Annotated in this window: 23 protein-coding genes; 10 read left to right on the top strand and 13 right to left on the bottom strand. The window is 59.0% G+C overall.

Annotation, left to right across the window (positions count from 1 at the left end; translation table 11 throughout):
- Positions 1 to 38: 38 nt before the first annotated feature.
- Positions 39 to 809: a class I SAM-dependent methyltransferase gene (locus ACO07T_RS13165; RefSeq protein ID WP_422049797.1), complete on the bottom strand. Its 771-nt coding sequence runs from the start codon at positions 807 to 809 to the stop codon at positions 39 to 41.
- A 120-nt stretch (positions 810 to 929) separates the two neighbouring features.
- Between ACO07T_RS13165 and ACO07T_RS13160 the strand changes: the two genes are divergently transcribed.
- Positions 930 to 2,462, top strand: a complete 1,533-nt coding sequence (locus tag ACO07T_RS13160) for a YARHG domain-containing protein (RefSeq protein ID WP_422049796.1) — start codon at positions 930 to 932, stop codon at positions 2,460 to 2,462.
- 232 nt (positions 2,463 to 2,694) lie between these two features.
- Here the strand turns inward: ACO07T_RS13160 and ACO07T_RS13155 are convergent, their stop codons facing one another.
- The 3 genes from ACO07T_RS13155 to ACO07T_RS13145 all read right to left on the bottom strand — a co-directional run bounded on the left by ACO07T_RS13155 (position 2,695) and on the right by ACO07T_RS13145 (position 6,213).
- Positions 2,695 to 4,170, bottom strand: coding sequence for a carboxypeptidase M32 (locus tag ACO07T_RS13155; protein ID WP_422049795.1), 1,476 nt, complete (start codon positions 4,168 to 4,170; stop codon positions 2,695 to 2,697).
- Positions 4,171 to 4,199: 29 nt separating this feature from the next.
- Positions 4,200 to 5,351, bottom strand: a complete 1,152-nt coding sequence (gene ctaA, locus ACO07T_RS13150) for a heme A synthase (protein WP_422049794.1) — start codon at positions 5,349 to 5,351, stop codon at positions 4,200 to 4,202.
- A 118-nt stretch (positions 5,352 to 5,469) separates the two neighbouring features.
- Positions 5,470 to 6,213 carry an RNA methyltransferase gene (locus tag ACO07T_RS13145; RefSeq protein ID WP_422049793.1) on the bottom strand — a complete coding sequence of 248 codons (744 nt, stop codon included), beginning with the start codon at positions 6,211 to 6,213 and terminating at the stop codon, positions 5,470 to 5,472.
- 167 nt (positions 6,214 to 6,380) lie between these two features.
- On the opposite strand from ACO07T_RS13145, the gene ACO07T_RS13140 reads away from it, so the two are divergent.
- The 7 genes from ACO07T_RS13140 to ACO07T_RS13110 all read left to right on the top strand — a co-directional run bounded on the left by ACO07T_RS13140 (position 6,381) and on the right by ACO07T_RS13110 (position 12,361).
- Complete coding sequence (locus ACO07T_RS13140; protein ID WP_422049792.1) at positions 6,381 to 6,719, top strand: TfoX/Sxy family protein; 339 nt, start codon at positions 6,381 to 6,383, stop codon at positions 6,717 to 6,719.
- A gap of 82 nt (positions 6,720 to 6,801) precedes the next feature.
- Positions 6,802 to 7,425, top strand: coding sequence for a thiamine phosphate synthase (locus ACO07T_RS13135; protein ID WP_209062965.1), 624 nt, complete (start codon positions 6,802 to 6,804; stop codon positions 7,423 to 7,425).
- Positions 7,426 to 7,491: 66 nt separating this feature from the next.
- On the top strand, positions 7,492 to 8,409 hold the full coding sequence (locus ACO07T_RS13130) for a PfkB family carbohydrate kinase (protein WP_422049791.1): 918 nt from the start codon (positions 7,492 to 7,494) through the stop codon (positions 8,407 to 8,409).
- Positions 8,406 to 9,308 carry a pseudouridine-5'-phosphate glycosidase gene (locus ACO07T_RS13125; protein WP_422049790.1) on the top strand — a complete coding sequence of 301 codons (903 nt, stop codon included), beginning with the start codon at positions 8,406 to 8,408 and terminating at the stop codon, positions 9,306 to 9,308. The genes ACO07T_RS13130 and ACO07T_RS13125 overlap by 4 nt, the downstream gene beginning before the upstream one ends.
- 145 nt (positions 9,309 to 9,453) lie before the next feature.
- Complete coding sequence (locus ACO07T_RS13120) at positions 9,454 to 10,161, top strand: DUF502 domain-containing protein (RefSeq protein ID WP_422049789.1); 708 nt, start codon at positions 9,454 to 9,456, stop codon at positions 10,159 to 10,161.
- Positions 10,162 to 10,256: 95 nt separating this feature from the next.
- Positions 10,257 to 10,538, top strand: coding sequence for a hypothetical protein (locus ACO07T_RS13115; protein WP_422049788.1), 282 nt, complete (start codon positions 10,257 to 10,259; stop codon positions 10,536 to 10,538).
- Positions 10,539 to 10,726: 188 nt separating this feature from the next.
- On the top strand, positions 10,727 to 12,361 hold the full coding sequence (locus ACO07T_RS13110) for a hypothetical protein (protein ID WP_422049787.1): 1,635 nt from the start codon (positions 10,727 to 10,729) through the stop codon (positions 12,359 to 12,361).
- Between the two features lie 97 nt (positions 12,362 to 12,458).
- Here the strand turns inward: ACO07T_RS13110 and ACO07T_RS13105 are convergent, their stop codons facing one another.
- The 3 genes from ACO07T_RS13105 to ACO07T_RS13095 form a co-directional block, all read right to left on the bottom strand.
- Positions 12,459 to 13,058, bottom strand: coding sequence for a pyridoxamine 5'-phosphate oxidase family protein (locus ACO07T_RS13105; protein WP_422049786.1), 600 nt, complete (start codon positions 13,056 to 13,058; stop codon positions 12,459 to 12,461).
- Between the two features lie 93 nt (positions 13,059 to 13,151).
- Positions 13,152 to 14,180, bottom strand: coding sequence for a patatin-like phospholipase family protein (locus ACO07T_RS13100; protein ID WP_422049785.1), 1,029 nt, complete (start codon positions 14,178 to 14,180; stop codon positions 13,152 to 13,154).
- Positions 14,181 to 14,214: 34 nt separating this feature from the next.
- Positions 14,215 to 14,988, bottom strand: a complete 774-nt coding sequence (locus ACO07T_RS13095) for a 3-hydroxybutyrate dehydrogenase (RefSeq protein ID WP_209080845.1) — start codon at positions 14,986 to 14,988, stop codon at positions 14,215 to 14,217.
- A 352-nt stretch (positions 14,989 to 15,340) separates the two neighbouring features.
- On the opposite strand from ACO07T_RS13095, the gene ACO07T_RS13090 reads away from it, so the two are divergent.
- On the top strand, positions 15,341 to 17,158 hold the full coding sequence (locus ACO07T_RS13090) for an extracellular solute-binding protein (protein WP_422049784.1): 1,818 nt from the start codon (positions 15,341 to 15,343) through the stop codon (positions 17,156 to 17,158).
- Between the two features lie 172 nt (positions 17,159 to 17,330).
- On the opposite strand, the gene ACO07T_RS13085 is transcribed toward ACO07T_RS13090, so the two are convergent.
- From ACO07T_RS13085 to ACO07T_RS13075, 3 genes are read right to left on the bottom strand one after another with little or no spacing between them, the layout of a single operon-like run.
- Positions 17,331 to 18,677: a cytochrome P450 gene (locus ACO07T_RS13085; protein WP_422049783.1), complete on the bottom strand. Its 1,347-nt coding sequence runs from the start codon at positions 18,675 to 18,677 to the stop codon at positions 17,331 to 17,333.
- On the bottom strand, positions 18,674 to 19,894 hold the full coding sequence (locus tag ACO07T_RS13080; protein WP_422049782.1) for a hypothetical protein: 1,221 nt from the start codon (positions 19,892 to 19,894) through the stop codon (positions 18,674 to 18,676). Before ACO07T_RS13080 ends, ACO07T_RS13085 begins: the two co-directional genes overlap by 4 nt.
- A 55-nt stretch (positions 19,895 to 19,949) precedes the next feature.
- On the bottom strand, positions 19,950 to 20,702 hold the full coding sequence (locus ACO07T_RS13075; protein WP_209062983.1) for a cytochrome c biogenesis CcdA family protein: 753 nt from the start codon (positions 20,700 to 20,702) through the stop codon (positions 19,950 to 19,952).
- Positions 20,703 to 20,795: 93 nt separating this feature from the next.
- On the opposite strand from ACO07T_RS13075, the gene ACO07T_RS13070 reads away from it, so the two are divergent.
- A complete protein-coding gene (locus ACO07T_RS13070; RefSeq protein ID WP_422049781.1) occupies positions 20,796 to 21,017 on the top strand; it encodes a sulfurtransferase TusA family protein in 222 nt (73 codons plus the stop codon).
- A 255-nt stretch (positions 21,018 to 21,272) separates the two neighbouring features.
- Here the strand turns inward: ACO07T_RS13070 and ACO07T_RS13065 are convergent, their stop codons facing one another.
- From ACO07T_RS13065 to ACO07T_RS13055, 3 genes are all read right to left on the bottom strand, one after another.
- Positions 21,273 to 22,181: a bile acid:sodium symporter family protein gene (locus ACO07T_RS13065; RefSeq protein WP_422049780.1), complete on the bottom strand. Its 909-nt coding sequence runs from the start codon at positions 22,179 to 22,181 to the stop codon at positions 21,273 to 21,275.
- Between the two features lie 66 nt (positions 22,182 to 22,247).
- On the bottom strand, positions 22,248 to 24,182 hold the full coding sequence (locus tag ACO07T_RS13060) for an acyl-CoA synthetase (protein ID WP_422049779.1): 1,935 nt from the start codon (positions 24,180 to 24,182) through the stop codon (positions 22,248 to 22,250).
- A 171-nt stretch (positions 24,183 to 24,353) separates the two neighbouring features.
- Positions 24,354 to 25,277: an alpha/beta hydrolase gene (locus ACO07T_RS13055; RefSeq protein ID WP_422049778.1), complete on the bottom strand. Its 924-nt coding sequence runs from the start codon at positions 25,275 to 25,277 to the stop codon at positions 24,354 to 24,356.
- Positions 25,278 to 25,319: the final 42 nt, after the last annotated feature.

The raw sequence follows: 25,319 nt of genomic DNA, 5'->3' as shown, positions 1-25,319 counted from the left end.
TCACCGCGCTGGGGCTTTTTTTCTGCAAAGACAGAGCATTACGAAGGCTTCTTGAGATGCCAGACCTGCTCCGTCGGATAGGTTTTGGCCCATTCCGCCGGGATCGCCGCCCGTGTCCCTTTCGCCCATTCCGGCGCATAGACCTCCCGATAACGCACCACCGCGAAACCGATCTCAGAAAAGAGCGCCATCCAATCGGCAATTGTCAGGTTGAAACACACCCCGCTTGGCTCAAAATCGACCTTTGTCCAATCCGCGCCCCACATATCTTTGTAGGGCCTATGCAACTGGCGATCACAGGGCGCGCCATCCAGCGGCGAACAGATCAGAGACAGCGGATGATTGCCCAGAAACACCAGCGCCCCCTCCGGCTTTAACAGCCGCCAAGCCTCCCGAAGCCAAACCTCCGGCGGGCACCAGATCGCCGCGCCATATTCCGAGATCGCAAAATCAAACGACGCATCCGGCAATCCGGTCGCCTCTGCATTGCCTTCCAGAAAGTGGATTGCCGCCCCATGGGTCTGTGCCAGTTGCCGCGCTGTCGCCAATTGCTGGGGAGACACATCAATCGCCGTCACCTCCGCGCCCCGCTGGACCATCCAGCCGGAGGCATAGCCGGTGCCGCAACCCAACTCGATTGCCGCCATGCCGCGCATGTCTTCAGGCAAGATATTCAGCGTTTCCTCGGGCGTGTTCCAGTTTCCCCAAACCGGCGCTTCCATCGCCCAAAGCCGCGCGCCAATCTCTTCCCAATTGGCCGCATCCGCCTCCCAGACCGCCTTATTGATCGCCACATGATCCCGTGTCACCGCACCACCTCCAAACCGCACATCACCAAACCTTCCGGCAAGCTTTTCCTTGCCTCACCAACATTTCTGTGTCGAAGTTCGCACAGACTATCACTGACTTTAGAAAACACCTAAATACCTATGATAAAATACCTTTCCGGCGCAGCTCTTTTGAGCGCCTGCCTCGGCCTTATGACCACCTCTCCGGCACAGGCCGCCACCCTGATTTACAACACAACCGAAAGCCAAGACGCGCTCGACAGCCGATATGGTGGCGCCGTCACAGCAGAGCAGCTCACCGGAAAATACGCCGACTGCACCCTGCTTTATGACGGTGACGTCACGCCTGGCGATCTTCAGAAGTTCCAAGCCATTTATGAGTACAACGGTCTCCCCGAAGGCGCGCGGCTCTGCCTCAACAGCCGAGGCGGCAGACTCTATGAAGCCCTTTCCATTGTGGATTTCCTGCGCGACTCCTTTGCCGATCTGCAAACCTATGTGGCAGAGGATGACCGCTGCGCCTCTGCCTGCTCCACGCTCTTCCTCGCCGGGGCACATACCTTTGAAGGAGAGAGCTACGAAACGATTGCGATGCGCGCCATTGCGCCCACCGCCCGACTGGGCGTGCATGCCCCGCGCATTGTTTTGCCAAACTATGGTGAGCTCTATGACGCCGACGAAGTCGAAGCCGTTTACGACGACGCTATCCGCGATTCCGCTCTGCTCTTTGCCTTTGCGCAAAAGGCTGATGACGAAGGTACCCCCTATCTGACACCCTATCTTTACGCGCGCAGCATCGAAACACCGCCACAGGAGATGTACTACCTCACCACCGTGGCCGATGCGCTGTTCTCACAGATCCCCGTCACTGGGATCTCCTATGACGTCACGCTGAATACAGATCTGATCACCTCAATATGCCACAATGCCTTCCTGATGGATGACGGCGCTTTCACCTGGTCTTTTGCCCCCACATGGAAGCCGCATAGGCTCGCCTCTTTTGAGGAGTTCTGGCCCAATTTTGTCGAGATTGTTCGCAGCACCTATCAACCTGACGCCCCGCAGTTTGCGACCGATGTTCAAATCGAGCAAAAAGACGGTGCCATCTACGGCGTTCAGCGTGGCTACCCGGTCGGCGGGCCTTATTATGCCGAAGACTGCCTTGTGCGTCTGCCCACCTCTGCAGAGGTTGGGGAGCAAACCAGTTTTGGCATCATTCGGGATGCCTGGGACGCCCGCATTAGCCCTGACATAGACATCCGCATCGGCACGCAATACCCACGCGGCCCCCACAGCCTGCCGGAGCCTGACCATGTGGCCACGCCTTACAGCTACTGGCAGTATGAAAGCGCCACCAGCGACAGCGAGCCTCACAGCTATCCAACTCTGATGCTGTTTCCCATGGGCCAGCCTCTCGCGGATTTGCCCCACATCCCCGAGCCAACCCAAACAACCGAAACCCCGGAAGCCCCACACACGCAACGGCTCTCCTGCGACGATCTCTGGTATCACCGCAACCGCATCTTCCATGAAAACGGCTATTGCTTCTCCTCAGAGCGCGGCATCGCCACATTCGGCAACGAAGGCTGCTTCACAAAATCCCCCGAACTCTCAGGGCGGGATGCAGAGCTGATGCAAATCATCAAAGCCGGAGAAAAAGAACTCGGATGCTAAAGCAGTTTGCGTTTTATGTGAGGCAAGTGGATCGCTTTTCGCGTTCGACCGAAAGGGAGAGGCAGCAAACAAGCGATCCAGATCAAACGGAAACTGCTATAATCCGCGCTCTGCGCTTGCCTCAACCTTGTTTTAAGGCACGCGCGCCCCGGCTTCTCATTCTTCAAATATCCCAAAAACAAAGGGGACGCCAAAGAGTCCCCTTTTTTTCATCCAACATCTGATCAAGCGATCACAGCTTGTAGATGTCACCAAACTTCTCTTCCAGATAGGCCAGCAGCGGCTCCCCGCTTGGCGCAGCGCCCGTGGCATGTGCGATGGTCGCCGCAGGCTCGCGCAAACCACCGTGCTGCTGCAGGTTTTCGCGCAGCCAGCCTGTTGCCGCCGAGGTGTCCCCCTGCGCCAATTGCGCATCCAGATCCGGCACCGCGCGGCGCAGCGCTTCATTCAGGCAACCCGCATAGACATTGCCCAGCGAATAGGTCGGGAAGTAGCCAAACAGCCCCACCGACCAATGCACATCCTGCAACACCCCGTTGGAGGGCTTGTCCACCGCATAGCCAAAATCAGCGGCAAAGCGGTCATTCCAGGCCGCTTCCAGATCATCCACCGCCAGATCCCCCTGCATCAATGCGCGCTCCAGATCAAAGCGCAGCATGATGTGCAGATTGTATTGCACCTCATCCGCCTCGGTGCGGATATAGCCGTCATTCACCCGGTTCACGGTGCCATAAAACGCCTCAGCATCCGCGATGCCAAAATCGCCAAACTCCGCCTTCATCTGCTCATAGAGCCAGCCGGTATAAGCCCGCCCGCGCCCCAGCTGGTTCTCATAAATCCGGCTCTGGCTCTCATGCACGCCCATGGAGACCCCATGCCCGATCGGCGTCAGCAGATAGTCGCGGTGAATGCCCTGCTCATAGGCGGCATGGCCCACCTCATGAATGGTGGAGTAGAAACAGTTGAACGGATCGCTCTCACTGGTGCGTGTGGTGATGCGCACATCCAGCCCGCTGCCCGAGCAGAACGGATGGGTCACACAATCAATGCGCCCATGGTCAAAATCATAGCCAAAGGATTTGGCCAGTTTGGCGGTCAGCGCCATCTGCTTGTCGCTGGCAAAGGTGCCGCTCAGTTTCGCCGGGGCCTCTGCCGCCAGCACGGCTGCGCGCAACGCCACCAGCCGGGGCCGCATCGCATCAAACATCGCCGCGATCTCAGCCGCCGTCATCTCCGGCTCATAATCATCAATCATGGCGTCATAGACATCGCCACCGGCTGCCAACGCCTGCCCTTCCTGACGCTTCAGGCTCACAACCTCCTTCAAGGTTGGCAAAAACGCCGCCACATCCTCATCACTGCGCGCCTGCGCCCAAATGCCCTGCGCACGGCTGGTGACTTTGGCAATCTCCGCCGCCAGATCCGCCGGCACTTTGGAGGTGCGCTCAAAGCTTTTTTCGATGTGGCGCAGCTGTGCACGGCCCACCTCATCCAGTTGCGCCGGATCAATCTCCGCCAGCCAGTTGCCCACTTTGGGGTCGGTGCGGCGCGCGTGCAGCACGCTTTCCATCGCCGCCATTTCTTCGGCGCGCTGCGGCGCAGCCCCTTCCGGCATGATCGCTTCCTGATCCCAGCCCAGACGTCCGGCCACCTGACCCAGCGCCTCTGTGGTGTGGCTGAACGCCATCAACTGCTCATATGCAGACATGTCTTTTCCCTCTCTCTCGGGTGAAATCTTCAGGCTGCGTCGCGCACCGACGTGGCAACTGGATAATGGCTCAGGAACCGCGCCCGCAGGATCAGCGCGACAACAAGCACCGCCATGATCTGGTGGGTGATCGCCACATGCATATGCGCGAAGGTCATCACCGTGACCACGCCCAGCACCATTTGCAAAAACACCGCTGCCAGCACCAGATTAAAGGCAAAGCGCGTGGATTTATGCGCAGAGCCCTGCCCCTTGCGCCACACCACGATAGCAAAAATCATCAGCAGATAGCCCCAGCTGCGGTGAATGAACTGCACCAGACCTGCATTCTCAAAGAAATTGCGCCACGCAGGCTCAATGTAAAACGCATCCGGCGGAAACATCTGCCCGGCCATCAGCGGCCAGTCGTTAAACGTGCGTCCCGCATCAATCCCGGCCACCAGCGCGCCCAGCAGGATCTGCACAAAGGTCATGTGCAAAAGCCCTGTGGACATGGAGAACTGCTTAGCCTCCTTGCCGCGCCGCGCCTGCATCAAATCGCGCTCGCTGCGCCCCAGCATCAGCACATACCAGCCAATGAAGGCAAGGATCAGAAAGGCCAGCCCCAGATGCGTGGCCAGACGATAGCTCGCAACGGTTGTGACCCCTTCACCGGAGGTCACGCCAGAGGCCACCATCCACCAACCAATCGCGCCCTGCAGACCACCCAAAGCACCGATCAGCAACAGCCGTCCGGTCCAGCCTGTCGGGATCTGCCGCGCCAGCGCAAAGCCGGCAAAACCAACCGCCCAGACCAAGCCGATCACCCGGCCCAGCTGACGGTGGCCCCATTCCCACCAATAGATGACCTTAAAGTCCGCCAGCGTCATCCAGTTGTTCTCAAGCGCCCATTGGTCGATCTGCTTGTATTTCTCAAACTCGCTCTGCCAGTCCGCTTCATTCATCGGCGGCACAGCCCCGGTCACCGGACGCCATTCGGTGATCGACAACCCGCTGTCCGTCAGACGTGTGAGGCCGCCCACGGCGATCATCACCACCACCAGCGCGAAGAGGATCATCAGCCAGATCCGAATGCCGCGCCGCGCGCCTTTGGCACCGGCATCAATCACGCCAACAGCCTTGGGGGCCTCTTTGGGCGCCTCGCTGCCAACCTCTTCAAAAATGCTGCGTTTCTGGCTCATCGCTGCCTCCTGATCTTGCGCGCGAGCCTAATCCGGCCACACGCGCGCTGCAACCACCCAAGGGGTTCTCAATGGTACGGATAGACTATCTGTTCAGACTTGGAATTAAGGGCGAAACTCACCCCTTTTCCTTCCAGCGGACCATCTGTCGCATGACCCCATGCAGCATCTGCACATCCGCGCGTGTCAGCCGCATCCGGCTCCACATATTGCGCAGATTGATTTTCATGCCCTCAGCCTTCTCCGGCGGAAAAAAGAAACCGGCCGCGTCCAAACGCTCCTCATAGTGACGCTCCAGCGCCTCCATCTCGGCGTGATTGGCCCAGTCGGTCTTGGTCATATCCACGCGCTCATGCACAATATCCGCGCTCTGACGCCGCCACTCATAGGCGGTCAGCAGCACACATTGCGCCAGATTGAGCGAGGCATACACCGGGTTCACCGGCACATTGATAATCGCATTTGCGCGCGCAATGTCTTCGTTCTCAAGGCCGGAGCGCTCAGGCCCAAACAGCACCGCCACTTTCTCGCCGCGCGCAATCATCTCGGCCGCCTGTTTCATCGCCACTTCCGGCGTCACCACAGGTTTGGTCAGCCCCCGCGCCCGCGCCGTGGTGGCAAAGACATAATGACAATCCTCAAGCGCCGCCTCTGTGGTCTCGGTTAGGTAAGCTGCATCCAGCACCCGCCCCGCACCGGAGGCCATCGCCACCGCGCGCTCATTGGGCCAGCCATCGCGCGGGTCCACCACCCGCATCTTATCCAGACCGAAATTCAGCATCGCGCGCGCCGCGCCACCGATGTTTTCCCCCATCTGCGGGCGCACAAGAACAAAGGCAGGCTGCGGTGTGGCGGATGTCATGGCACTCTCCGGGGCATCTCATAAGAAAATCTGGCCGCTGATACCGCTCCGGGCGGCTCAAAACAACCCACCCCGAATTCTCATTCTTCAAATATCCCCGCCGGAGGCTAAACTCTCTTGCACCACCCCCGATCCGCCGCCCAGGAGAGTGACACAGGAGAGCGACAATGGCATATGACGAAGGACACGCCACCCTGATGCGCGAAGAGCTCTATAACATCATCGGCCACAACAATATCACCGAGAAAAAGATGTTTGGCGGGCTCTGCTTTCTGCTCAACGGCCATATGGTCTGCGGTGTACACAAAGACGGCGGCATGGCACGCATCGGCAAATCCCGTGAGGCCGAGGCGCTGCGGATCGAAGGCACCGCCCCGCTCTCGTTCACCGGACGCCCCATGGGCGGCATGGTCGATCTCTCTGAGGATCTGCTGGAAGATGACAGCCGCCGCGCCGCCGTGCTGCGCCTCGCGCTCAAAAACGCCCAAAGCCTTCCGCCCAAATGAAAACCTGTTTTGCGCAGATGCGCATAGCCAAGCCGCAAAATCCGCGTTATAGCGGCGCGATCAAGACACGAGGAGCCCGCGCATGGCCGAGACAGAGCTGCCGCAGATCTATCTGATCACCCCGCCAGAGATCGAACTCTCCCGTTTCCCCGATCAACTGGCCGCTGTGCTGGACGCAAGCGACATCGCCTGCGTGCGCCTCGCCCTTGCCACACGGGACGAAGACCGCCTGTCGCGCGCCGCTGACGCCCTGCGCGAAGTGGCGCATGCGCGTGACGTGGCCATTGTGATCGACGAACATGTGCTGCTGTTTGAGCGTCTGGGCCTGGACGGTGTGCATCTCACCGATGCCGCGCGTTCTGTCGCCAAGACCCGCAAAGAGCTTGGCAAAGACGCCATTGTCGGGGCCTTTTGCGGCGCCTCCAGCCACGAAGGCATGACCGCCGGGGAAAACGGCGCGGATTATGTAAGCTTCGGCCCTGTTGGCAGCACCCCGCTGGGCGATGGCACGCTGGCGGAGAAAGACCTCTTTGAATGGTGGTCTCAGATGATCGAAGTGCCTGTGGTCGCCGAAGGCGCGCTAGACACCGACATCATCCGCACCCTTGCGCCTTACACCGATTTCTTTGGCATCGGCGAAGAAATCTGGCGCGCCGAAGATCCGGTTGCCAAACTCAAAGAGTTCGAAGCCGCCTTTGCCGGCTAAACGCGCACCCAAACCCCTCTGTGCGGGCCAGCACCTGTCTTTGGCCCGCCCACCCTGTGAGCTGCCATGACCGCGACATCTGCCACCTCATCCGCCACACATCCTGACATTCTCTGCATCGGCTCCGTTCTTTGGGACATCATTGGCCGAGCGCCCAGCCATATGCGGCAGGGCTCTGACGTGCCGGGGCGGATCTCCCGCCTGCCCGGCGGCGTCGCCTGGAACATCGCCATGACGCTTGCGCGCTTTGGCCTGCGCCCCGCCGCGCTCTCGGCCATCGGTCAGGATGTGGAAGGCGACGAGCTGATGACCGCCTGCCGCGAAATGGGCGCGATCATGGATTACGTCTACCGCTCCGCCGATCTGCCCACCGACACCTATATGGCGGTGGAAGGCAAAAACGGCCTGATCGCCGCGATCGCTGATGCCCATTCGCTTGAGGCCGCAGGCGACAAAATTCTGGCCCCGCTGGAAAACGGCACGCTTGGCTCAGGGGCCGCCCCCTATGGCGGGCTGATTGCGCTCGATGGCAACCTCACCCAGCGTCTGCTCGATCAGATTGCCCGCAGCCCGCTCTTTGCCGCCGCCGATCTGCGCGTCGCGCCTGCCTCTCCGGGCAAGGCCGAGCGCCTGATGCCTTTCCTAATGCATTCCCGTGCGGTGCTTTATGTGAACCTGGAGGAAGCAGGTTACCTCTGCCAGACCGAGTTCACATCCTCGGAGGCCGCCGCCGAAGGTCTGCTGGCGCGCGGCGCAGCCCGCGCCCTTGTGACCGATGGCGGAAATGCCGCGTCCGACGGCACCGCCGAGGGCGTCATCACCCAACAACCGCCCGCCGTTCTGGTGACCCGCGTCACCGGCGCAGGCGACACTTTCATGGCCGCGCATATCGTGGCCGAATCCCAAGGTGCCAGCCGCGACGAAGCGCTCTCCCGCGCCCTCACCGCTGCCGCCAAATACGTCTCTGGAGAACACGCCACATGACCCTGATCACTCTGTCCCCCGAAGTGTCTGAGGCCAAGAAAAACGGCACGCCCATCGTGGCGCTGGAAAGCACAATCATCACCCACGGCATGCCCTATCCGCAAAACCTCGAGGTGGCGCGTCAGGTGGAAAACGACATCCGTGAAAAAGGCGCTGTGCCGGCCACCATGGCCGTGATCAACGGCACCCTGCACGCAGGCCTGACAGATGCGCAGCTCGAAGCGCTCGCACAAGCCAAAGACGTGGCCAAAGTCAGCCGCGCCGATATGGCCGTGATCATGGCGCAGGGCCGCACCGGTGCCACCACCGTCGCCGCCACCATGATCGCCGCGCATCTTGCGGGCATCTCCGTCTTTGCCACCGGCGGCATCGGCGGTGTCCACAAAGGTGCCGAGGAGAGCTTTGACATCTCCGCCGACCTCACCGAACTGGGCCACACCCCTGTGACCGTTGTGGCTGCGGGCGCGAAAGCCATCCTGGATGTGCCCAAGACGCTCGAAGTGCTGGAAACCAACGGCGTGCCGGTGATCGCCTATGGTCAGGACAGCTTCCCGGCTTTCTGGTCCGCGCAGTCTGACCTCGCCGCCCCCCTGCGCATGGATGACGCCTCCGCAATCGCCGCCGCCCACAAAATGCGCGGTGCCATGGGCCTGCCGGGCGGCCAGTTGGTCGCCAATCCGATTCCCGCCGCCGATGAAATCCCCGCAGCCGAGCTGGCCCCTGTGATCGCGCAAGCCACCCGCGAGGCTGACGAACAAGGCGTCACCGGCAAGGGTGTCACCCCCTTCCTGCTGCAACGCATCTTTGAGCTGACCGCAGGCCGCTCGCTGGTGGCCAATATCGCTCTGGTGCGCAACAACGCGCGCCTCGCAGCAGATATCGCCGCCGCGCTGGTCTGACCGCTTTAAAATCTGCCTGCTGAGAAGGCACAAAAACGGCCGCTGCCCCGCGCGGCGGCCACATTCACTTGCCCCTAGCGTAAACGTCATTGCAGCCTCTGCCACAAATGCCTAACTAGGTATCAGAATTTGGCAGGACCCACGAATGACGACCCCATTTGACGAAGATCCAAACAAACACAAAGTTGGTTTTTTTGGCAGCCTCCGCTCCAGCTTCTTTACGGGCATCGTCGTCATTCTCCCCATCGCGCTGACCATCTGGCTGGTCTGGACCCTGATCGGCTGGGTCGACGGCTTTGTGCTGCCTCTGGTGCCAAGCACCATCCAGCCGGAGAAATACATCGGCATCAACCTGCGCGGCGTGGGTCTGATCATCTTCCTGATCTTCACCGTACTGGTTGGCTGGATCGCCAAAGGCCTCATCGGCCGCTCCCTGATCCGCTATGGCGAAAGCCTTGTGGACCGTATGCCGGTGGTGCGCTCGATCTACTCCGGCGTCAAACAGATCGCTGAAACCGTCTTCGCCCAAAGCGAACGCAGCTTTGAAAAAGCCTGCCTGATCGAATACCCCCGCCGCGGCATCTGGGCGATTGGCTTTATCTCCACCACCGCCAAAGGTGAGGTCGCAGACTCTGCGGCCACCACCAACGGCCTAGTCAGCGTCTTTGTCCCGACAACCCCCAACCCGACCTCCGGCTTCCTGCTGTTCTTCCCCAAGGACGACATCATCGAGCTCGAAATGTCCGTTGAGGACGCCGCCAAACTCGTGATCTCCGCCGGCCTGGTCTATCCCAACCCCAAAGATCCAAGCGCCCCCGCCGAGGAAGCCTCAAAAAAAAACCGCGCAAGCTAAGCGGCCTCCAGAAAACGCTGCGCGCATCGCTGCTGCTGATCGCCACCTTGGGCGCGCTGTTTCTATTTGAAATCCGCCCCGCCATGACACCCGTCATGCGCCCATCGCCGGACACACCGGTCTTCACCATCGGCGAGCGCGCCAGCTACACACCTGCTCTGGAGGCTGGCAAATCCGTGGTCAAATTCGGCCCGCTGCTCTTTGGCCTCTATCCCGGCGGCCTTGCCTTTGCCTCCCCGCAGGAGGCCGAAGATCATATGCGCAGCCACAATTGGGACCGTGCAAAATGGGCGATCTACGAGCTGTCAGGCGACTATGCGCAAGACACTAAAGATGGCCACCTGACCAACTCTCTGCGTGTGGTCAAAGCGCAATAAGCCAGACAACAGCTGCGATTTACGCGCCTCCCAACGTGCAAAACCCACTTCAGGATCCCCCTCTAAGCCACTAACTAAAAACACTTTCCCAAAATATACCAAACCTCCACCTCTCGACCACCACACCCCCAATCTCCGCCCAGCCCCCAATCTGTGCTATCCTCCTCCCATTATCGAGGAGCATTTAAATGTCAGAGTATTTTGATCTGGGCAGCCACAGCCGCCCCGCAAGTGACGTTCCCGAAGCGCAAATCTGGTGTGATCGCGGCCTGATCTGGCTCTTTGCCTACAACCACGAAGAGGCCATCGTCTGTTTTGAAAAGGCGCTTGTTGCCGATCCCGCCTGCGCCCTGGCCCATTGGGGCGTCGCCTACGGGTTTGGGCCCAACTACAACAAACCTTGGGAAGTCTTCACACCTGAGGAAAAAGCCCCCGCCCTGGCGCGCGCCCACACAGCGCTCCGCGACGGGCTGGCCCTCAAAAACGCCGCCCCGGCAGAGCGCGCCTTGCTGGAGGCGCTCGCGTCACGCTACCCCACCGATCCCGAGATCGAAGACTACCAGCCCTTCAACGACGGGTTTTCCGCCGCCATGAAACCGGTTTATGAGGCCAATCCCGACGATCTGGACATCGCCTGCATCTACGCCGAAGCGATGATGAACCGCACCCCATGGCAGCTTTGGGATTTCAAAAACGGCGTGCCAAATCCCGACGCCTCCACACCTGAGGCCATCGCCGTGCTGGAGCGCGCCTTTGATCACACCCCGGGGGCTTGGGATCATCCCGGCCTCTTGCACATGTACATCCACCTGATGGAGATGTCCCCGCACCCCGAGCGCGCGCTGCGTCACGGCGACCGGCTCAAAGACCTTGTGCCCGATGCGGGTCATCTCGTGCATATGGCCACCCACATTGATGTGCTCTGTGGCGAGTATCAGAACGTGCTCTACCGCAATCTCGCCGCCGCCGCGGTGGACGACAAATTCAAAGCCTACGCTGGGCCTGCCAATTTCTACGCGCTTTACCGCATCCACAATCTGCACTTCGCCTTTTACGGTGCGATGTTCTTGGGCCAGAAAGCCGCCGCCGTGGAGGCCGTTATGCGCCTGCGCGAAGAGGTGCCGGACGAGGTGGTGCGCTCCTATCCCGACATCTTTGAAACCTTCGTCGCCGCCGCACCCCATGTCTATATCCGCTTTGGCATGTGGGAGGAGATCGTCGGGCTCGCGCAACCTGAGGACAAAGAGCTCTATGTCACAACCAACGCCCTGATCTACTACGCCAAGGCCGTGGCACTCGCCAATCTTGGGCGGCACGCCGAGGCGCAAGCCATGATGGCCACCTTCACCACCGCCTATGCCGCCGTGCCGGACACACGCATGCTCTTTAACAACAAAGCACGCGACGTGCTGGCCGTGGCCGAAGAGATGATGAAAGGCGAGCTCGCCTTTAAGGCAGGCGATCACCACACCGGGCTGAACCACCTGCGCAAAGCGGTGCATCTGGACGATCACCTTGAATATGAGGAGCCGTGGTCATGGCCCCAGCCGACCCGCCACGCCTTAGGCGCGCTGCTGATGGAGGCCGGTGTCTATGAGGAAGCAGAGGCCGTCTACCGCGCGGATCTCGGCCTTGATGGCAAACTGCCCCGCCCCAGCCAGCACCCCCGCAATGTCTGGGCGCTGCACGGGCTGCATGAATGTCTGGTGCGCCGTGGCGAAACCGTGGAGCTGCCGCATGTGAAACTGCTGCTCGATCAAGCTCTCGCCCGCGCCGACATCCCAATCCGCGCCAGCTGCCTCTGCCGCGCCACCGCTGCTTAGAGCGACTCCAAGGCGCCCTTCATTCTGCCCAAAATACTCTGGGGGAGTCACATCTGTGATGGGACGGGGGCAAAGCCCCCTCGCCCTTTTTGCCCGCTCAATAGAGCGTCTCGCGATACCGCTGCTCGGCATAAGACTGCTCTGTAGAGGGCACCTCAAGCTCCGCATGATCCTGAATCATCGCATAAAGCGAGGGCACAGGGCGCTGGGTCGGCCAGGTCTCGGGCTTCCAGAGGCCAGAGCGCACCGGCGCTTTGCCGCAATGCAAAAACACCTCCTCCGCCGTCACCCGCAACACGGTCTTGGGTGCGCGTCCTTTGATGGCAAAGCGCGCGCAAAGCGCCGCAGCATCGCTGATCTCTGCCACGCCATTGACCCGCAGCGTCTCCGCCACGCCGGGGATCATGAACAGCAGTGACACTTTCGGATGCGCCAGAATGTTGAGCAGTCCGTCAATCCGGTTGTTGCCCGGCCGATCGGGGATCAACAGCGTGGTGTCGCTCTCCACCTCCACAAACCCCGCCGGATCGCCTTTGGGTGAGGCGTCCAGATTTTGCCCGTCTGAGGTCACCAGCACCAGAAACGGCGCATGGGCGATGAAATTGCGGCAATGCGCGTCAAACTGCGCGATCACCTTCTGCGCTGCATGCGGCGACACATCCCCATAGATCTCTCTCAATTTCTCAGGTGTCATCATGCCCGTCTCTCCCTTCGCCCATTGCAAGGGCGTCCAGCCCTGCACACCCTCTGTCTTGAAGCGCGTTGACCGCCCTGATGCAAGTCTCGCGCATCACCCGCCATACATCGCCGCCAGATCCACCGTGCCTTGCGCGTTCAGATCCTCCTTATGGGCGGAGAGGAACGCTTTGGCCGCCGCCTGCCCCGCTTCCTTAAGCTGCAGCAGAACAGAGGTCACCGGCCAGCTTTTCGTCATCACCGACAGGCTGTTCATCAGCGCATCGTCGGCAATCATATGCACCTTCACATCGCGCTTTTCTTCCTGTTTCAGCGCACCTTGGGCGATCAACCGCTGCACAAAGGCCACCGCCCGCAATTCGCTCATCAGCGAGGCGTTAAAGCTGATCTCATTGATCCGATTGGCAATCTGCTGCGGCGTCACTGGCAGGGTTTCGCGCCGCAACGGGTTGATATTGACGATTACCACATCATCCGGGAACTTCCGGTCAAACAGCGGCCAGAGCGACGGGTTGCCGGTGTAACCCCCGTCCCAATAGGCCTCCGTCTGCCCGCTCTTGGGATCATAGACATCCACCGCCTGAAACATGGTTGGCAGACAGGCCGACGCCAAAAGCGCATCGGTGCTGATCTCGCTGCCGGAAAACACCCGCGCCTTTCCGGAGCGCACATTGGTTGCACAGACAAACAGCGCAGGCCCCTGATCGGCGCAGATCAGATCAAAACTCATCTCATCCACGATAGCGCGCAGCGGATGCGCATAAAGCGGCCCCATCGCATAAGGCGAGGTCATCTGTTGCATCATATCAGCCACCATAAACGGCCAGCTGTACTCCATGCTGCGGCTAACGATACCGGGCGGCACAGCGGCAAACCACAAATCCAGCCCCGGCACCTGCGCCGCGCCCATTTTCTCCCAGAACCAGTCGAGATTTGCGCGCGCCCCGTCCCGGCCGCCTTTCAGCATGCCAGCCTTGAGCGCGGCCCCATTCATCGCGCCTGCCGAGGTGCCGGTGATCCCGGCAATCTCGATCTCTTCATCCTGCAACAGCGTGTCGAGCACGCCCCAGGTGAAGGCCCCATGCGCGCCTCCGCCTTGCAGGGCCAGATTGATGCGCTTCATGTAAGCCTCCTAAACACCTGAACTCAAGCCAAAATCACAATGCGGTCCAGCCACCATCCACACTGATCGTGGTGCCGGTGATCTGCGCCGCTGCGTCACTGGCCAAAAAGGCCACCGTGCCGCCCAGCTGCTCTACCGTGGCAAACTCCCGGCTTGGCTGACGCTCCAGCATCACCTTCTTGATCACCTCCTCGCGGCCCATGTTGTATTTTTCCATGGTGTCCGGGATCTGCGCCTCCACCAGGGGGGTCAGCACATAGCCCGGGCAAATCGCATTGCAGGTGATCGGCTCCTCTGCGGTTTCCAGCGCCACGGTCTTGGTCATGCCAACCACGCCGTGTTTCGCCGCCACATAGGCCGCCTTGTAAGGTGAGGCGGTCAGGCCATGGGCGCTGGCGATGTTGATCACCCGGCCCCAGCCCCGTTTGCGCATATGCGGCAGCGCCGCCGCGGTGGTGTGAAACGCCGAATTCATATTGATCGCAATGATCGCGTCCCATTTCTCGGTCGGAAACTCGTCAATCGGCGCCACATGCTGGATACCGGCATTGTTGACCAAAACGTCACAACCGCCCGCCGCTTCGATCAACCTCCGGCATTGGTCCCCTTGTGACATATCTGCCGCAATATAGCGCGCGTTGACGCCAAATTCCGCCGCGATCTCTGCTGCCAGCGCGTGATCTTCGTCCCGATCGGTGAATGAGTTCAAAACCACATCCGCCCCGACTCGCGCCAGCTCCCGCGCCACGCCCAAACCGATTCCCGAATTGGATCCGGTGATGATCGCGCTTTTGCCTTTCATACTCATGCCTCAGCCCTTCCCTCTGCGACTGCACAATGTTAGGCGCAGCATAGCATGCTGCACTCGCAAAATAAGGGGGATTACGGCCCTACCGTAGTCTTACGTAAACGCCTCACAACGCCCTCATCAGACTGTGATTTGACCTGTCGGGATCCGGGCCATTAGGCCAAAAAAAACGCCCGCGCGAAGCGGGCGTGAAGTTATTGAGGCAGGTTTCATACAGGCAAGAAACCTATCGAGCAGTGATCTTGTTATAAGCGTTCTCGCGCCGACCTCCAAGCTAAAAGTTTGATAAGCCTCAAATCCCTCGCTAGTTTTTGGACAACGACAAGAAATCACCAACAGGATTGTTCAGGCGATGACACCAATCAGTTTCCCCAAAGTCACCAGTGCAGCAGCATTGCTTGCGCTTTCGCTCGCCGGTGCGCAAAGCGTGGCAGAGCCGCGCCATGGCATCGCTATGTATGGCGACCCTGCACTTCCACAGGATTTTGTGTCCCTCCCATACGCCAACCCCGACGCCCCCAAGGGCGGCCGCGTGGTCACCGGCAACGGCGGATCCTTTGATTCTCTCAACCCGTTTGTGCGCAAAGGCGAGGTTCCATGGCAGCTCCGTTTCTTTGCCTATGAATCCCTGATGGGCCGAAACTGGGACGAACCTTTTGCCCTCTACGGCCTCCTCGCCGAATCGATTGAAACGCCGGAAGATCGCTCTTGGGTGGAATTTACACTGCGCGAAGAGGCACGATTCTCTGACGGCGTGCCGGTCACTGTCGAAGATGTGATCTGGTCTTATGAGACCCTCGGCACGGTCGGCCATCCGCGCTATCTCGGCTTCTGGCAACAGGTCGAAAGCATTGAGGCCACCGGCCCCCGCACCGTGCGCATCACCTTCAACACCGAAGATCGCGAATTGGCCCTGCTCGCAGGCCTGCGTCCGATTCTGCAAAAGGCGCAGTTTGAGGGCAAATCCTTTGAAGACATCACCTTGCAGGAAGTGCCCATCGGCACTGCCCCCTATGTGGTGTCAAATTTCGAAGCCGGTCGCTTTGTCACCCTCAGCCGCAACGCAGACTACTGGGGCAACGATCTGCCGTTCCGCAAAGGCACCAACAACTTTGACGAAATCAAAATTGACTTCTTCGGCGACGCGGCGGTGATGTTTGAGGCCTTCAAGGCCGGTGAAATCTCCTATGTGCGCGAATTCAACGCAGAGAAATGGGCCACCGCCTATGATTTCCCGCTCGCCCAATCCGGCGATGTGGTGAAATCGGAAATCCCGCACCAGAAACCCTCCGGCATCACCGGCCTTGTGCTCAACACCCGCCGTGCCCCGCTGGATGACATCCGCGTGCGTGACGCGCTGATGCATGTGTTCAATTTTGAGTTCATCAACGACACCATGACCGGCGGCCGCCAGCCCCGCATCAGCTCCTTCTTCTCCGGCTCCCTTCTGGCAATGCAGGACGGCCCCGCCACGGGCCGCGTGGCCGAGCTGCTTGCCCCCTTCGCCGCAGAGCTCCCTGCCGAGGCTCTGGAAGGCTACACACTGCCGCAATCTGACGGCTCCGTGCGCAACCGCAAGAACCTGCGCAAAGCCATGGGCCTGATGGAAGCCGCCGGATACAGCGTGGTTGACGGCAAAATGCAGAACGCCGCCGGCGAAGTGCTCACGCTCGAAATCCTGCTCAAACAGGGCGACACCGAAAACAAGGCCATCACCGATATCTACAGCAAATCGCTGGAGGCGCTTGGCATCGATGTGACCATCAACCTTGTGGATGGGCCACAGTACAATCAGCGCACCGGATCCTTTGATTTTGACATCACCAACTACCGCCGCGCCATCTCGCTCAGCCCGGGCAACGAGCAACGCCTCTATTGGGGATCTGATGCCGCCGAACAGGAAGGCTCGCGCAACCTGATGGGTGTGCAGTCCCCGGCAATCGACGCCATGATCACCGAGATGCTCACCGCCACCTCACAGGAAGATTTTGTCGCCGCCACCCGCGCGCTTGACCGCGTGCTCAGCACCGGCCGCTATGTGATCCCGATCTGGACGTATGCGGTTGGTCGCGTGGCCCATAACAAGAACCTGCATTTCCCGGAGACCCTGCCGATTTACGGCGACGGGGTTGATTGGCTTCCAGGTGTCTGGTGGTATGAAAAGCAATAACGATCTGAGGCGCCTGCGGGCGCCTCTTTTCATCTCAGGCAGCACAAATTGGAGCGCTCAATTTTGTCGGCAAAACCTGCCGCCTCGGCCCGTGTCGTGCATTAACGTTAACCTTTAAAACCGCGATTTTGCACCTACGCAATAACGTCGCATTACCGACGCGATACCGACGTTAAATCCGGCGCTCAATCCGAAGGTTAATGCCATCGCGCGACCGCACCGTCAGATGCGCAATCGGCACCGGTGGATCGCCCACAGGGGTCAGTTTGAAATGCTTCAAAATCATCGACAGAATCAACACCCCCTCCACCATGGCAAAGCCCGCACCGGTGCAAACCCGCGCCCCTGCCGAGAACGGCACATAGGCCTCCCGCGCGCACTGCTTGCCGTTCTCCGTCTGCCACCGCGTCGGGTCAAACCCATCCGGATTGTCCCAAAGCCGCTCCTGCCGATGCAAATGCCAGGGTGAGATAACAATCTGAGATCCTTGACGAATTTCACGGTCTCGGAAGTCTTCCGGACATGTTGTTTCGCGCACCATCATTGGCACTGGCGGATAGAGTCGCAGCGCTTCGCGGAACACATCACGGCTGATTTTCAGACGGCTGATCGCGGCAAAATCGGCTTCAAGCCCTTGTGCTTCTTGGGCAATTTTCTCCTGCCATTCCGGAAACAACGCACAGAGATACAGCGCCCAGGCCAGTGCAGAGGCGCTTGTCTCATGTCCCGCCAGAAAGAAGATCGCAACCTGATCCACCATCTCATTGGTATCAAACGGTTTTCCAGTCTCTGGATCAACCGTTGTCATGATCTTGGTGGCCAGATCATCCGGCGCGGTCTCCGCTTCAATCGCCGCCATCCGCTCTTCTGTGAGCCCGGTGATCAAAGCCCGAATGCTGGCTGCGGTGCTCTTTGTGTCTTTGTGAAAAAACCTTGGAAACCAACGGGGTAACGGCAGGAACGCACCTAAATTCACAATCGGAGCTGAGCGCTGATAGGTGCGAAATTCGCTGAAAACCCGCCCGGCGATCTCATGCTCAATAGGAATTGAGAACAGCGTGCGAAAGATCACATCCGCCGCCGCGTGGCTGGTTTCCTCTTCGATTTCAATATCTTGACCGACATTTCTCTCAAGCCGGGCAACCGCAGATTCCGCCGCAGCCCACATCGCCGGAAAGGTATCGCGCAGCCGCCCGCCCTCAAAGGCCGGATCAATAATCCGCCGCTGCCGCTTCCAGGTCTCCCCATTGGTGAGGAAGACCGACTCCCCCAACAGAGGTTTCAAACCCTCGCTAACCCTTTGAGATTGCGGGAAATCATCAGGCCTTTCCTTGAGCACAGTCTGGATCAGCGAGGGTTGATTGATCATGTAGGACCGGAAAAACGGCGTGCGAAACTCCGCCATCCAAGCGCGATAAAGCCGCTGCGGTTGCGCCGAAAGCAGATCTTGCCGAAACAGCTTAACATATTGACGTAATGAGACTTTATCCGGCCGCGGTGTCGGCTTTGGTGGGATCATGGGGCTATCTTCGTAAACTTGTTCACCGGCTTTTCAATCCGCGACTTGGACGGGCTCCGCCCCTCATAACGCTCCGCCAGTGTTATTGGGCCAGCGGTGATCTGAAAATAGTCATAGTGGCCGGGCTTATCAAAGGCGCAAAGGTATTGAAAATGCAGCCGAAAAAAGCGCCAGCGCAGCTCTTTCCAACGCTCTGCGGTCAAGGTCAGCGTGAAAGCTGCAGAGACCACCAGAGGCCATTTTTTGCCGCTCTCAGGTGCAACTCCGGTCACCGAAACCGGATCACACAGCGCAAAGGCACAGCCATCTCCGGGCGCAGTCACATCGACCCAGGTGATGTCCTCGCGCTGACAAAGAAAGGCAAGATCATCACGTAACCGATAGGAATCACTCAAGAAAGAGACCATGGGCACAACCTGCCCAAGCGACAAAAACGCCAGTTTTGGCCCCTCTTTTGGCAGCCGGTTTTCGCGGATCAGATCGGACAGGACAGACACAGCCAAATGCGCTCCGCTGGAGTGCCCGACCACCAAAACCTCATCACAGTCGCTCTGCAAGGCTTCCGCAATGCGCTCTTTGAACTGCGCCATTCTCGCTTCCAACGCCGCAGGATTAGCCCCGCGCGTCGACGCCGAATAGGCGTAGTCATGCATCAGATAATAGGCAAAGAACTTCCCATCATGTCTTTGAAACCACTTAAGAATTGGCAGCACGACAAGCAGGCCAAAAACTTTGCTCCACCATGGCAAAACCAGCGCCAATAAGGCACCGACGCCCCAGGCCACCAGCAAGGCGAATATCAACTGGGTCAATAGAAAGACAACCGGGTAAAGTGCCGCAATGACCGGCCCCTTACGCAGCTTCATCAGACGCGCAAGCGCGCCACTGCCAATATAGATCCAAGCTGTCCGCAGGAGTTGGACATAGGTGGCAAAGATGCCCTGATCCATGCTGTCCTTGACGATGTCCGACCAGATCAGAACCTCAAAATCCGCTTCACTTTCAACGCCTTGAAAGTTTCCAGTGGCATGCCAGCCAAACGGACCAGCGCCTGCCACCTTAGGGGCAAGCGCCATGTCATACCCTGAAATCTCCGCCTGAGCGGCCCCCTCCTTGCGGTACAGTTCACGGTACCGGCGCGGGTGGATCGGGTCATATCCGGGAATATAAAACACACGGCGCTTACGCACGCTCTGGTGTTGGGTGTTTTCGCCCATTGGCTGCTCTCTCCTTTGGAGAGAGCATAGACCGTCAGTTGGGCAAAATTAAGCCTTATCCGAGTGTTGCAAGCGCTGGGAATGTTTCCAGCAGCCAAAATGAGAATGTGGAGAACGCACCGGTCAGGAGCATGATGCCCACAAACAGCAGCAGCCCGCCCATCACCTTCTCAATGGTGCCCATGTGGGGCTTGATCTTGTTCATCACGCCCATGGCACGGTTGAGGAAGACAGCCGCCAGCAGGAACGGAATGCCCAGCCCCGCCGCATAGACACCCAGCAAAACGGTGCCACGCGCAATGGAGGCTTCACTCGCCGCAATGGAGAGAATCGCACCAAGCTGAGGGCCGATGCATGGCGTCCAGCCAAAGGCGAAGGCGAGGCCCAGCACATAGGCACCAAAGGCGGATCCGCCAGAGTCCCCGGCATCAATCCGGGCTTCGCGATCCAGAAACGGGATGCGGAAGACATTCAGGAAATGCAGGCCAAAGATGATCACCACGCCACCGGCGATTTTGCTGAAAAGCTCTTGGTTTTGCAGGAAAAATGCACCAAATGCCGAGGCCGTAAATCCTAGGAACAGGAAGACCGTGGAGAGCCCCAGCACAAAGAACAGCGCCGTGATAATGACCTTCCGGCGCGCCTCTTGTTGGGTGGTGAGCTCTGACATGCTCATGCCACTCATATAGGCAAGATAGGGCGGCACGATTGGCAGCACACAGGGGCTCAGAAACGAGATGGTCCCCGCCAGCAAAGCCACGAACATGGCAGGGAGCAGCCCTGCATCGATGATATCAATTCCAAACATGAGGCAACACTTAGTGTATCCCTTCGCCAAGGTCACCCATGCTCCGGTAACATCCTTGTGGACACTTCGAAACATCGCGCATATGTGATTTTCATGGATCTGGAAATCGACGCCCTCGGCCTGTTGTGCCCCCTCCCCGTTCTGCGCCTGCGCAAGCGCATGGAGCCGCTGCAACAAGGCGCCAAAGTGCTGCTGATCGCAGATGATCCCGCCGCCATCGTCGACGTTCCGCACTTCTGCAATGAAGCCGGCCACCAGTTTATCGGCATGTCCGAGGTGGAAGGCCGGTTGGAGTTTACGATCCAAAAGGGCTGAGCTGCCCTCCCTTTTTGCAGCAGTGCATGGCCAAGCACTGTGGGAACACAACTCTCAACGTAACCTACTGACAAACATAAAAAAGCCCGAGACGATCCAGCGTTTCTAGCAGGATTATCCCGGGCTCTTTTTGTTTCAGGCCGATTTGGCGTTTCGCAAAACAGCGGCACCAAAATTGGCGCGGCACCGCTGCCAAGGCATCCCCACCGTTATCTGCGAAACGCCGGGGACCTTAGAGTGGGTTTCACCAGCCCATCACGCAGAGGCGTCAGCTGGGGTTGCCTCCACAGCCTCATCGCGGCTCAACCAGCGGAACAGGAACATCACCGGCAAAACCACCACATACATCGTGATCGAGTACATGGCAGACGGCAGCGCCAGTGGCACCTCAGCAAAGTTGGTAGAGGTCCCGGTGATCACGATGGCCAGCGTGATACCTAGCGGAGAGTTCTGAACGCTTGTCTCGATGCTGACCGTCTTGGACTCGGTTTTGTTGAGACCAAAGAGACGTGCCACCAACAGGCCCATCACCACCAGCACCGCAGGCAGCAGCATGGTCGCGTAGCCAAGGGTCGGCATGTTGTCGATGATCACCTGACGGTTGCTGGCGAACAGCGCGAGCAGCAGCAGCACCCAAAGAACGATGGCAATGTTTTGCAGCGGACGCTCCAAACGACGCGCAAGTTTGTTCACCACCGCACGCACAAAAACACCGGTCAGAACCGGCAGCGTGGTGACGAGGAAGGTGAAGATAGCGATGTCAAAGAAGGAGAAATCAGGCGCTTCAGAGCCCATCAGATAGAGAATGGACCAGGTCGCAAGCGGTGGCACCGTGATAAAGGCGATCACCGATGTAACAGCGGTCATAGAGACAGACAGCGCAAGATCACCGCGCGACAGCTTGGTGATCACGTTGGAGCTGACCCCGCCCGGGCAGAAGCTCAGCAGCATCAAACCAGCGCCCAAAACAGGCGGCATATCCAGCACCATCACAACGCAGAAAGCGGCGAGCGGCAGCAGCGCGATCTGTGCAAAAGCACCAATGGCAAAGGCGGTGCGGCGTGTGAAAACACGTTTAAAGTCAGCGATTTCCAGGCCGAGGCCCAATGAGAACATAATGAAGGCCTGCGCTGCAGGCACCACCACGTTGATTGCAAAGTCCATAGTATTCCTCCCTTGAGTGGATTGGGGTTGCCTTAAGCGCTCTCCTCTGGCGCCGCAGGCGACTGATCAGTCCTCGTAGTCGACGTTGAAAGCATAAAGACCGAGGACATGACGCATCTCGTCGGTACTGTTTACCATACGTAGTTTCGCCACAATGCCGCGCTGATTGTCCTGCGTCAGTTCCAGCTCAGCGATATCGAGGTTTTTCGCTGCGGCTTCAGCTCGGATGACGCGTTCGATCTCCATCATCATCAGGCTTGGCTTGTGGATCTTTCCAACACCCGTCACCGGAAGCTCTTCCAGTCGGATGAAATCTTTCGGGATGGCAGCCCGCTCAGCCACGTTGCTTGCCGCAAACTCGGCAAGTTCCGCGGTGGAGAGCTCTTCCCCTTGGTAGTAGAGAACAGGTAACTCGCCGACCTTGGCGTCGGGCCGGCCGATGGCCGCGGCCATGGTGATGCCGGGGTGCATGTGCATCGCCTCTTCGATGATCTTCGGGTCGATGTTATGCCCACCGCGAATGATCAGCTCTTTCTTGCGCCCGGTCATCCAGAAGTATCCTTCAGCATCCTGACGTGCCAGATCGCCGGTGCTCATCCAGCGCTCGCCCTCGATCTCGAAGAAAAGCCCTTTGTTCTGGCTCTCAACCAGATAGCCGTCAAAGACGTTTGGGCCAGAGATCAGGATGACGCCGACCTCATCGATCTCGGCCCAGCGTTCAAAGCTGTCGTCGTCCGCCAAAACAGCACAGCGCATTTTCTGGTGCGGTAAACGCAGACCAATGGAGCCAATACGCGCGCCGCCATCCGGATGTGTCGGGTTCAAGGAAGAGGCCACCGCCCCTTCTGTCAGGCCATAGCCCTCAACAATCGGGATGCCAGTCTGCTCGACAAAATTGTTGAAGAGCTCAACCGGCATCGGCGCGGCACCACAGGCACCAAATTTGACGGAAGAGATATCCAGACCATCACGCGGCACATCAAGCAACGCGGAATAAACGGTTGGCACGCCAGAGAAAGTGACAATCTTGTAGTGATCAACAATCTTCCAAAAATTCGGAAACACCCCATCGCCCCGATAGCCTTGCGGCGTTGCTAGAACGACGTTGCCACCTGACATCAGAACCAAAAGGCCGGTCACCAGGATTGCGTTGGAGTGAAACAGCGGCAGGCCGCAGAGCACCGAAACGCCTGGCGAGGAGATCTCTGGGTTAAACTGCGCAAGCGCCCATGCGTCATAGACCTCAGAGGCATGAGTCCGCGGGGCGATCTTTGGCAGACCCGTGGTACCTCCGGTGCAGAGCATCGTAGAGGTGTCTGAGGCTTTTGGAGCCTCAAATTCCAGATCGTCAGACCGCGCCCCTTTGATCAGGTCCTCAAAGCGTGTGACCGGTATCGGGCGCTTGAAAATACGCAGCTTGGACGGCCGGCTCTTGCCCAAAGCCCGGAAAACGGATGCTGCAGCCCCATCCATCCAACCAAAGACGCTACAGGTCACAATATGCTGGATGCTTGGCACCATAAGAACCGCCGCGCGGCACTTTTCCCAAAGATCCGTGCGTGGGGTTTTCTCCAGTGTCACCAAGACTTTGGTGTTTGCAGCTTTGAGCAGTTCGGCAATCTGATCCGCTTCCAGAAGCGGATTGATGGCCAGCACACGGCCCGCAGCGGAACCACCCCAAATCACCATATGGGTTTCAGGCAGGTTCGGCAGCACATAGGCCACCACATCATTGGAGCCAACGCCAAGCTTGCGCAGCGCGTTGGCGGTTTGAGTGACTTTGGCCAGCAGCTCACCATGTGTCAGCGTCTTCGGCTTGTCATAATCTTTGCCGGAGACAAAAAAGCTGATCGCAGGCGCTGCCGGATTGAGCGCCGCGCCGCGTTTCAGCGCGTCATAGGTGGTGGCAGGAAGGTCATGGCTGTTTAGCGGCGTTTGTTCAAAGCTTTCGATATCAGCAAGATTTGCGAAACCGGTTTGAATGGCGTGGCTCTGGTTCATAGCAATCCTTGAATTTGTGTCCGAGACGGCGCGGATACCGGGCTTAAGCCCCCAGATGATCCTGCGCTAACGGCTCTTGGAGTGTCTGAATAAGGGATAGGAAACACGGCGGCTGCAGACAGTGCTCCGACCGTCCGACAAGCTTGTTGACGTGTTTCCCAGCGCGCCATCTTAGGTGGCCCCGCAATGTTGATCGATCATGCGGCCGAATTCGCGCTCTACCCAATTGTGCACATCGATGGTCGGCTGAGCGTCTGGCACATTGTCTTCCATCGCGTGGAACAGGCCGTCAAAGACGCGGAATGTCACATCGTTCCCAGCCGCTTCAACGCGCTCTGCGATGTCTTTGACTTCATTCATAAGAATGTCGTCAGCACCGACGTAGCTGAGCATGGGCGAAAGCTTAGAAAGATCCGTTGCCAAAGCCGGCACCGCATAGGCTGGGATGTCGTAGCGTTTCTCCGCACGGAGACCGCGCAACAACAGGTGCCACGCCATCACACCATGCTCTTTGGTCCAGGTGATCTTGTCTTTGGGCAGTGCACTCCAGTTCTTGGAGCGGTCGTCAACCATCGGATAAAGCGGCATCTGGAAGGCGATATTCACCTCACCAGTATCGCGCGCGCGCAATGCTGTTGAAAGCGCGATGCCGCCACCGGAGCTGTTGCCAGCCACAATGATGGACTGGCTGTTCCCACCGATGCTTTCGGCATTGTCGCGCGCCCAAAGCAGCGCGTCATAGCAATCGTCATGCCCAGCAGGATAAGGGGCCTTCAATGAGGAACGAAACGCAGGTGCCACAATGATGCATGGGCGCGTTTTCATCAGGCGCTGGTAGATCGCGTGATGACGCTCCGGCCATCCGGTCGCAAAACCACCGCCATGGAAATAGACCACAACAGGCAGAGGCCCCTTGGCATTCGCGGGCTTATAGATGCGCGTGCGGATGGTCCCGTTGCCGTCCCGTCTTGGAATGGCGACGCGCTCATTGACGGCCCCTTCCAAGTCACGCAGCGCCGCTTTCTTGCTTCCGCGCAACGAAAAGCGCAGTCCTGCCGGGCGCTTGATCAGCCACATGGCAAAACGTTGTTTCAAAGGTCTCAGATCGTTTTTTGACATTAGTAACTAGAGCTCGGT

This window comes from Shimia sp. (assembly GCF_965227725.1).
GTDB lineage: Bacteria > Pseudomonadota > Alphaproteobacteria > Rhodobacterales > Rhodobacteraceae > Shimia.
The sequence above is the reverse complement of the archived record's forward strand: the minus strand, read 5'-3'. Positions and strand labels throughout refer to the sequence as shown.

Bases quoted from the DNA above. Each gene is read 5' to 3' on its own strand.
- ACO07T_RS13160 (WP_422049796.1), top strand. From the start codon at position 930: ATGATAAAATACCTTTCCGGCGCAGCTCTTTTGAGCGCCTGCCTCGGC.
- ACO07T_RS13155 (WP_422049795.1), bottom strand. From the start codon at position 4,170: ATGTCTGCATATGAGCAGTTGATGGCGTTCAGCCACACCACAGAGGCG.
- ctaA (WP_422049794.1), bottom strand. From the start codon at position 5,351: ATGAGCCAGAAACGCAGCATTTTTGAAGAGGTTGGCAGCGAGGCGCCC.
- ACO07T_RS13145 (WP_422049793.1), bottom strand. From the start codon at position 6,213: ATGACATCCGCCACACCGCAGCCTGCCTTTGTTCTTGTGCGCCCGCAG.
- ACO07T_RS13140 (WP_422049792.1), top strand. From the start codon at position 6,381: ATGGCATATGACGAAGGACACGCCACCCTGATGCGCGAAGAGCTCTAT.
- ACO07T_RS13135 (WP_209062965.1), top strand. From the start codon at position 6,802: ATGGCCGAGACAGAGCTGCCGCAGATCTATCTGATCACCCCGCCAGAG.
- ACO07T_RS13130 (WP_422049791.1), top strand. From the start codon at position 7,492: ATGACCGCGACATCTGCCACCTCATCCGCCACACATCCTGACATTCTC.
- ACO07T_RS13125 (WP_422049790.1), top strand. From the start codon at position 8,406: ATGACCCTGATCACTCTGTCCCCCGAAGTGTCTGAGGCCAAGAAAAAC.
- ACO07T_RS13120 (WP_422049789.1), top strand. From the start codon at position 9,454: ATGACGACCCCATTTGACGAAGATCCAAACAAACACAAAGTTGGTTTT.
- ACO07T_RS13115 (WP_422049788.1), top strand. From the start codon at position 10,257: ATGCGCCCATCGCCGGACACACCGGTCTTCACCATCGGCGAGCGCGCC.
- ACO07T_RS13110 (WP_422049787.1), top strand. From the start codon at position 10,727: ATGTCAGAGTATTTTGATCTGGGCAGCCACAGCCGCCCCGCAAGTGAC.
- ACO07T_RS13105 (WP_422049786.1), bottom strand. From the start codon at position 13,058: ATGATGACACCTGAGAAATTGAGAGAGATCTATGGGGATGTGTCGCCG.
- ACO07T_RS13100 (WP_422049785.1), bottom strand. From the start codon at position 14,180: ATGAAGCGCATCAATCTGGCCCTGCAAGGCGGAGGCGCGCATGGGGCC.
- ACO07T_RS13095 (WP_209080845.1), bottom strand. From the start codon at position 14,988: ATGAGTATGAAAGGCAAAAGCGCGATCATCACCGGATCCAATTCGGGA.
- ACO07T_RS13090 (WP_422049784.1), top strand. From the start codon at position 15,341: ATGACACCAATCAGTTTCCCCAAAGTCACCAGTGCAGCAGCATTGCTT.
- ACO07T_RS13085 (WP_422049783.1), bottom strand. From the start codon at position 18,677: ATGATCCCACCAAAGCCGACACCGCGGCCGGATAAAGTCTCATTACGT.
- ACO07T_RS13080 (WP_422049782.1), bottom strand. From the start codon at position 19,894: ATGGGCGAAAACACCCAACACCAGAGCGTGCGTAAGCGCCGTGTGTTT.
- ACO07T_RS13075 (WP_209062983.1), bottom strand. From the start codon at position 20,702: ATGTTTGGAATTGATATCATCGATGCAGGGCTGCTCCCTGCCATGTTC.
- ACO07T_RS13070 (WP_422049781.1), top strand. From the start codon at position 20,796: ATGGATCTGGAAATCGACGCCCTCGGCCTGTTGTGCCCCCTCCCCGTT.
- ACO07T_RS13065 (WP_422049780.1), bottom strand. From the start codon at position 22,181: ATGGACTTTGCAATCAACGTGGTGGTGCCTGCAGCGCAGGCCTTCATT.
- ACO07T_RS13060 (WP_422049779.1), bottom strand. From the start codon at position 24,182: ATGAACCAGAGCCACGCCATTCAAACCGGTTTCGCAAATCTTGCTGAT.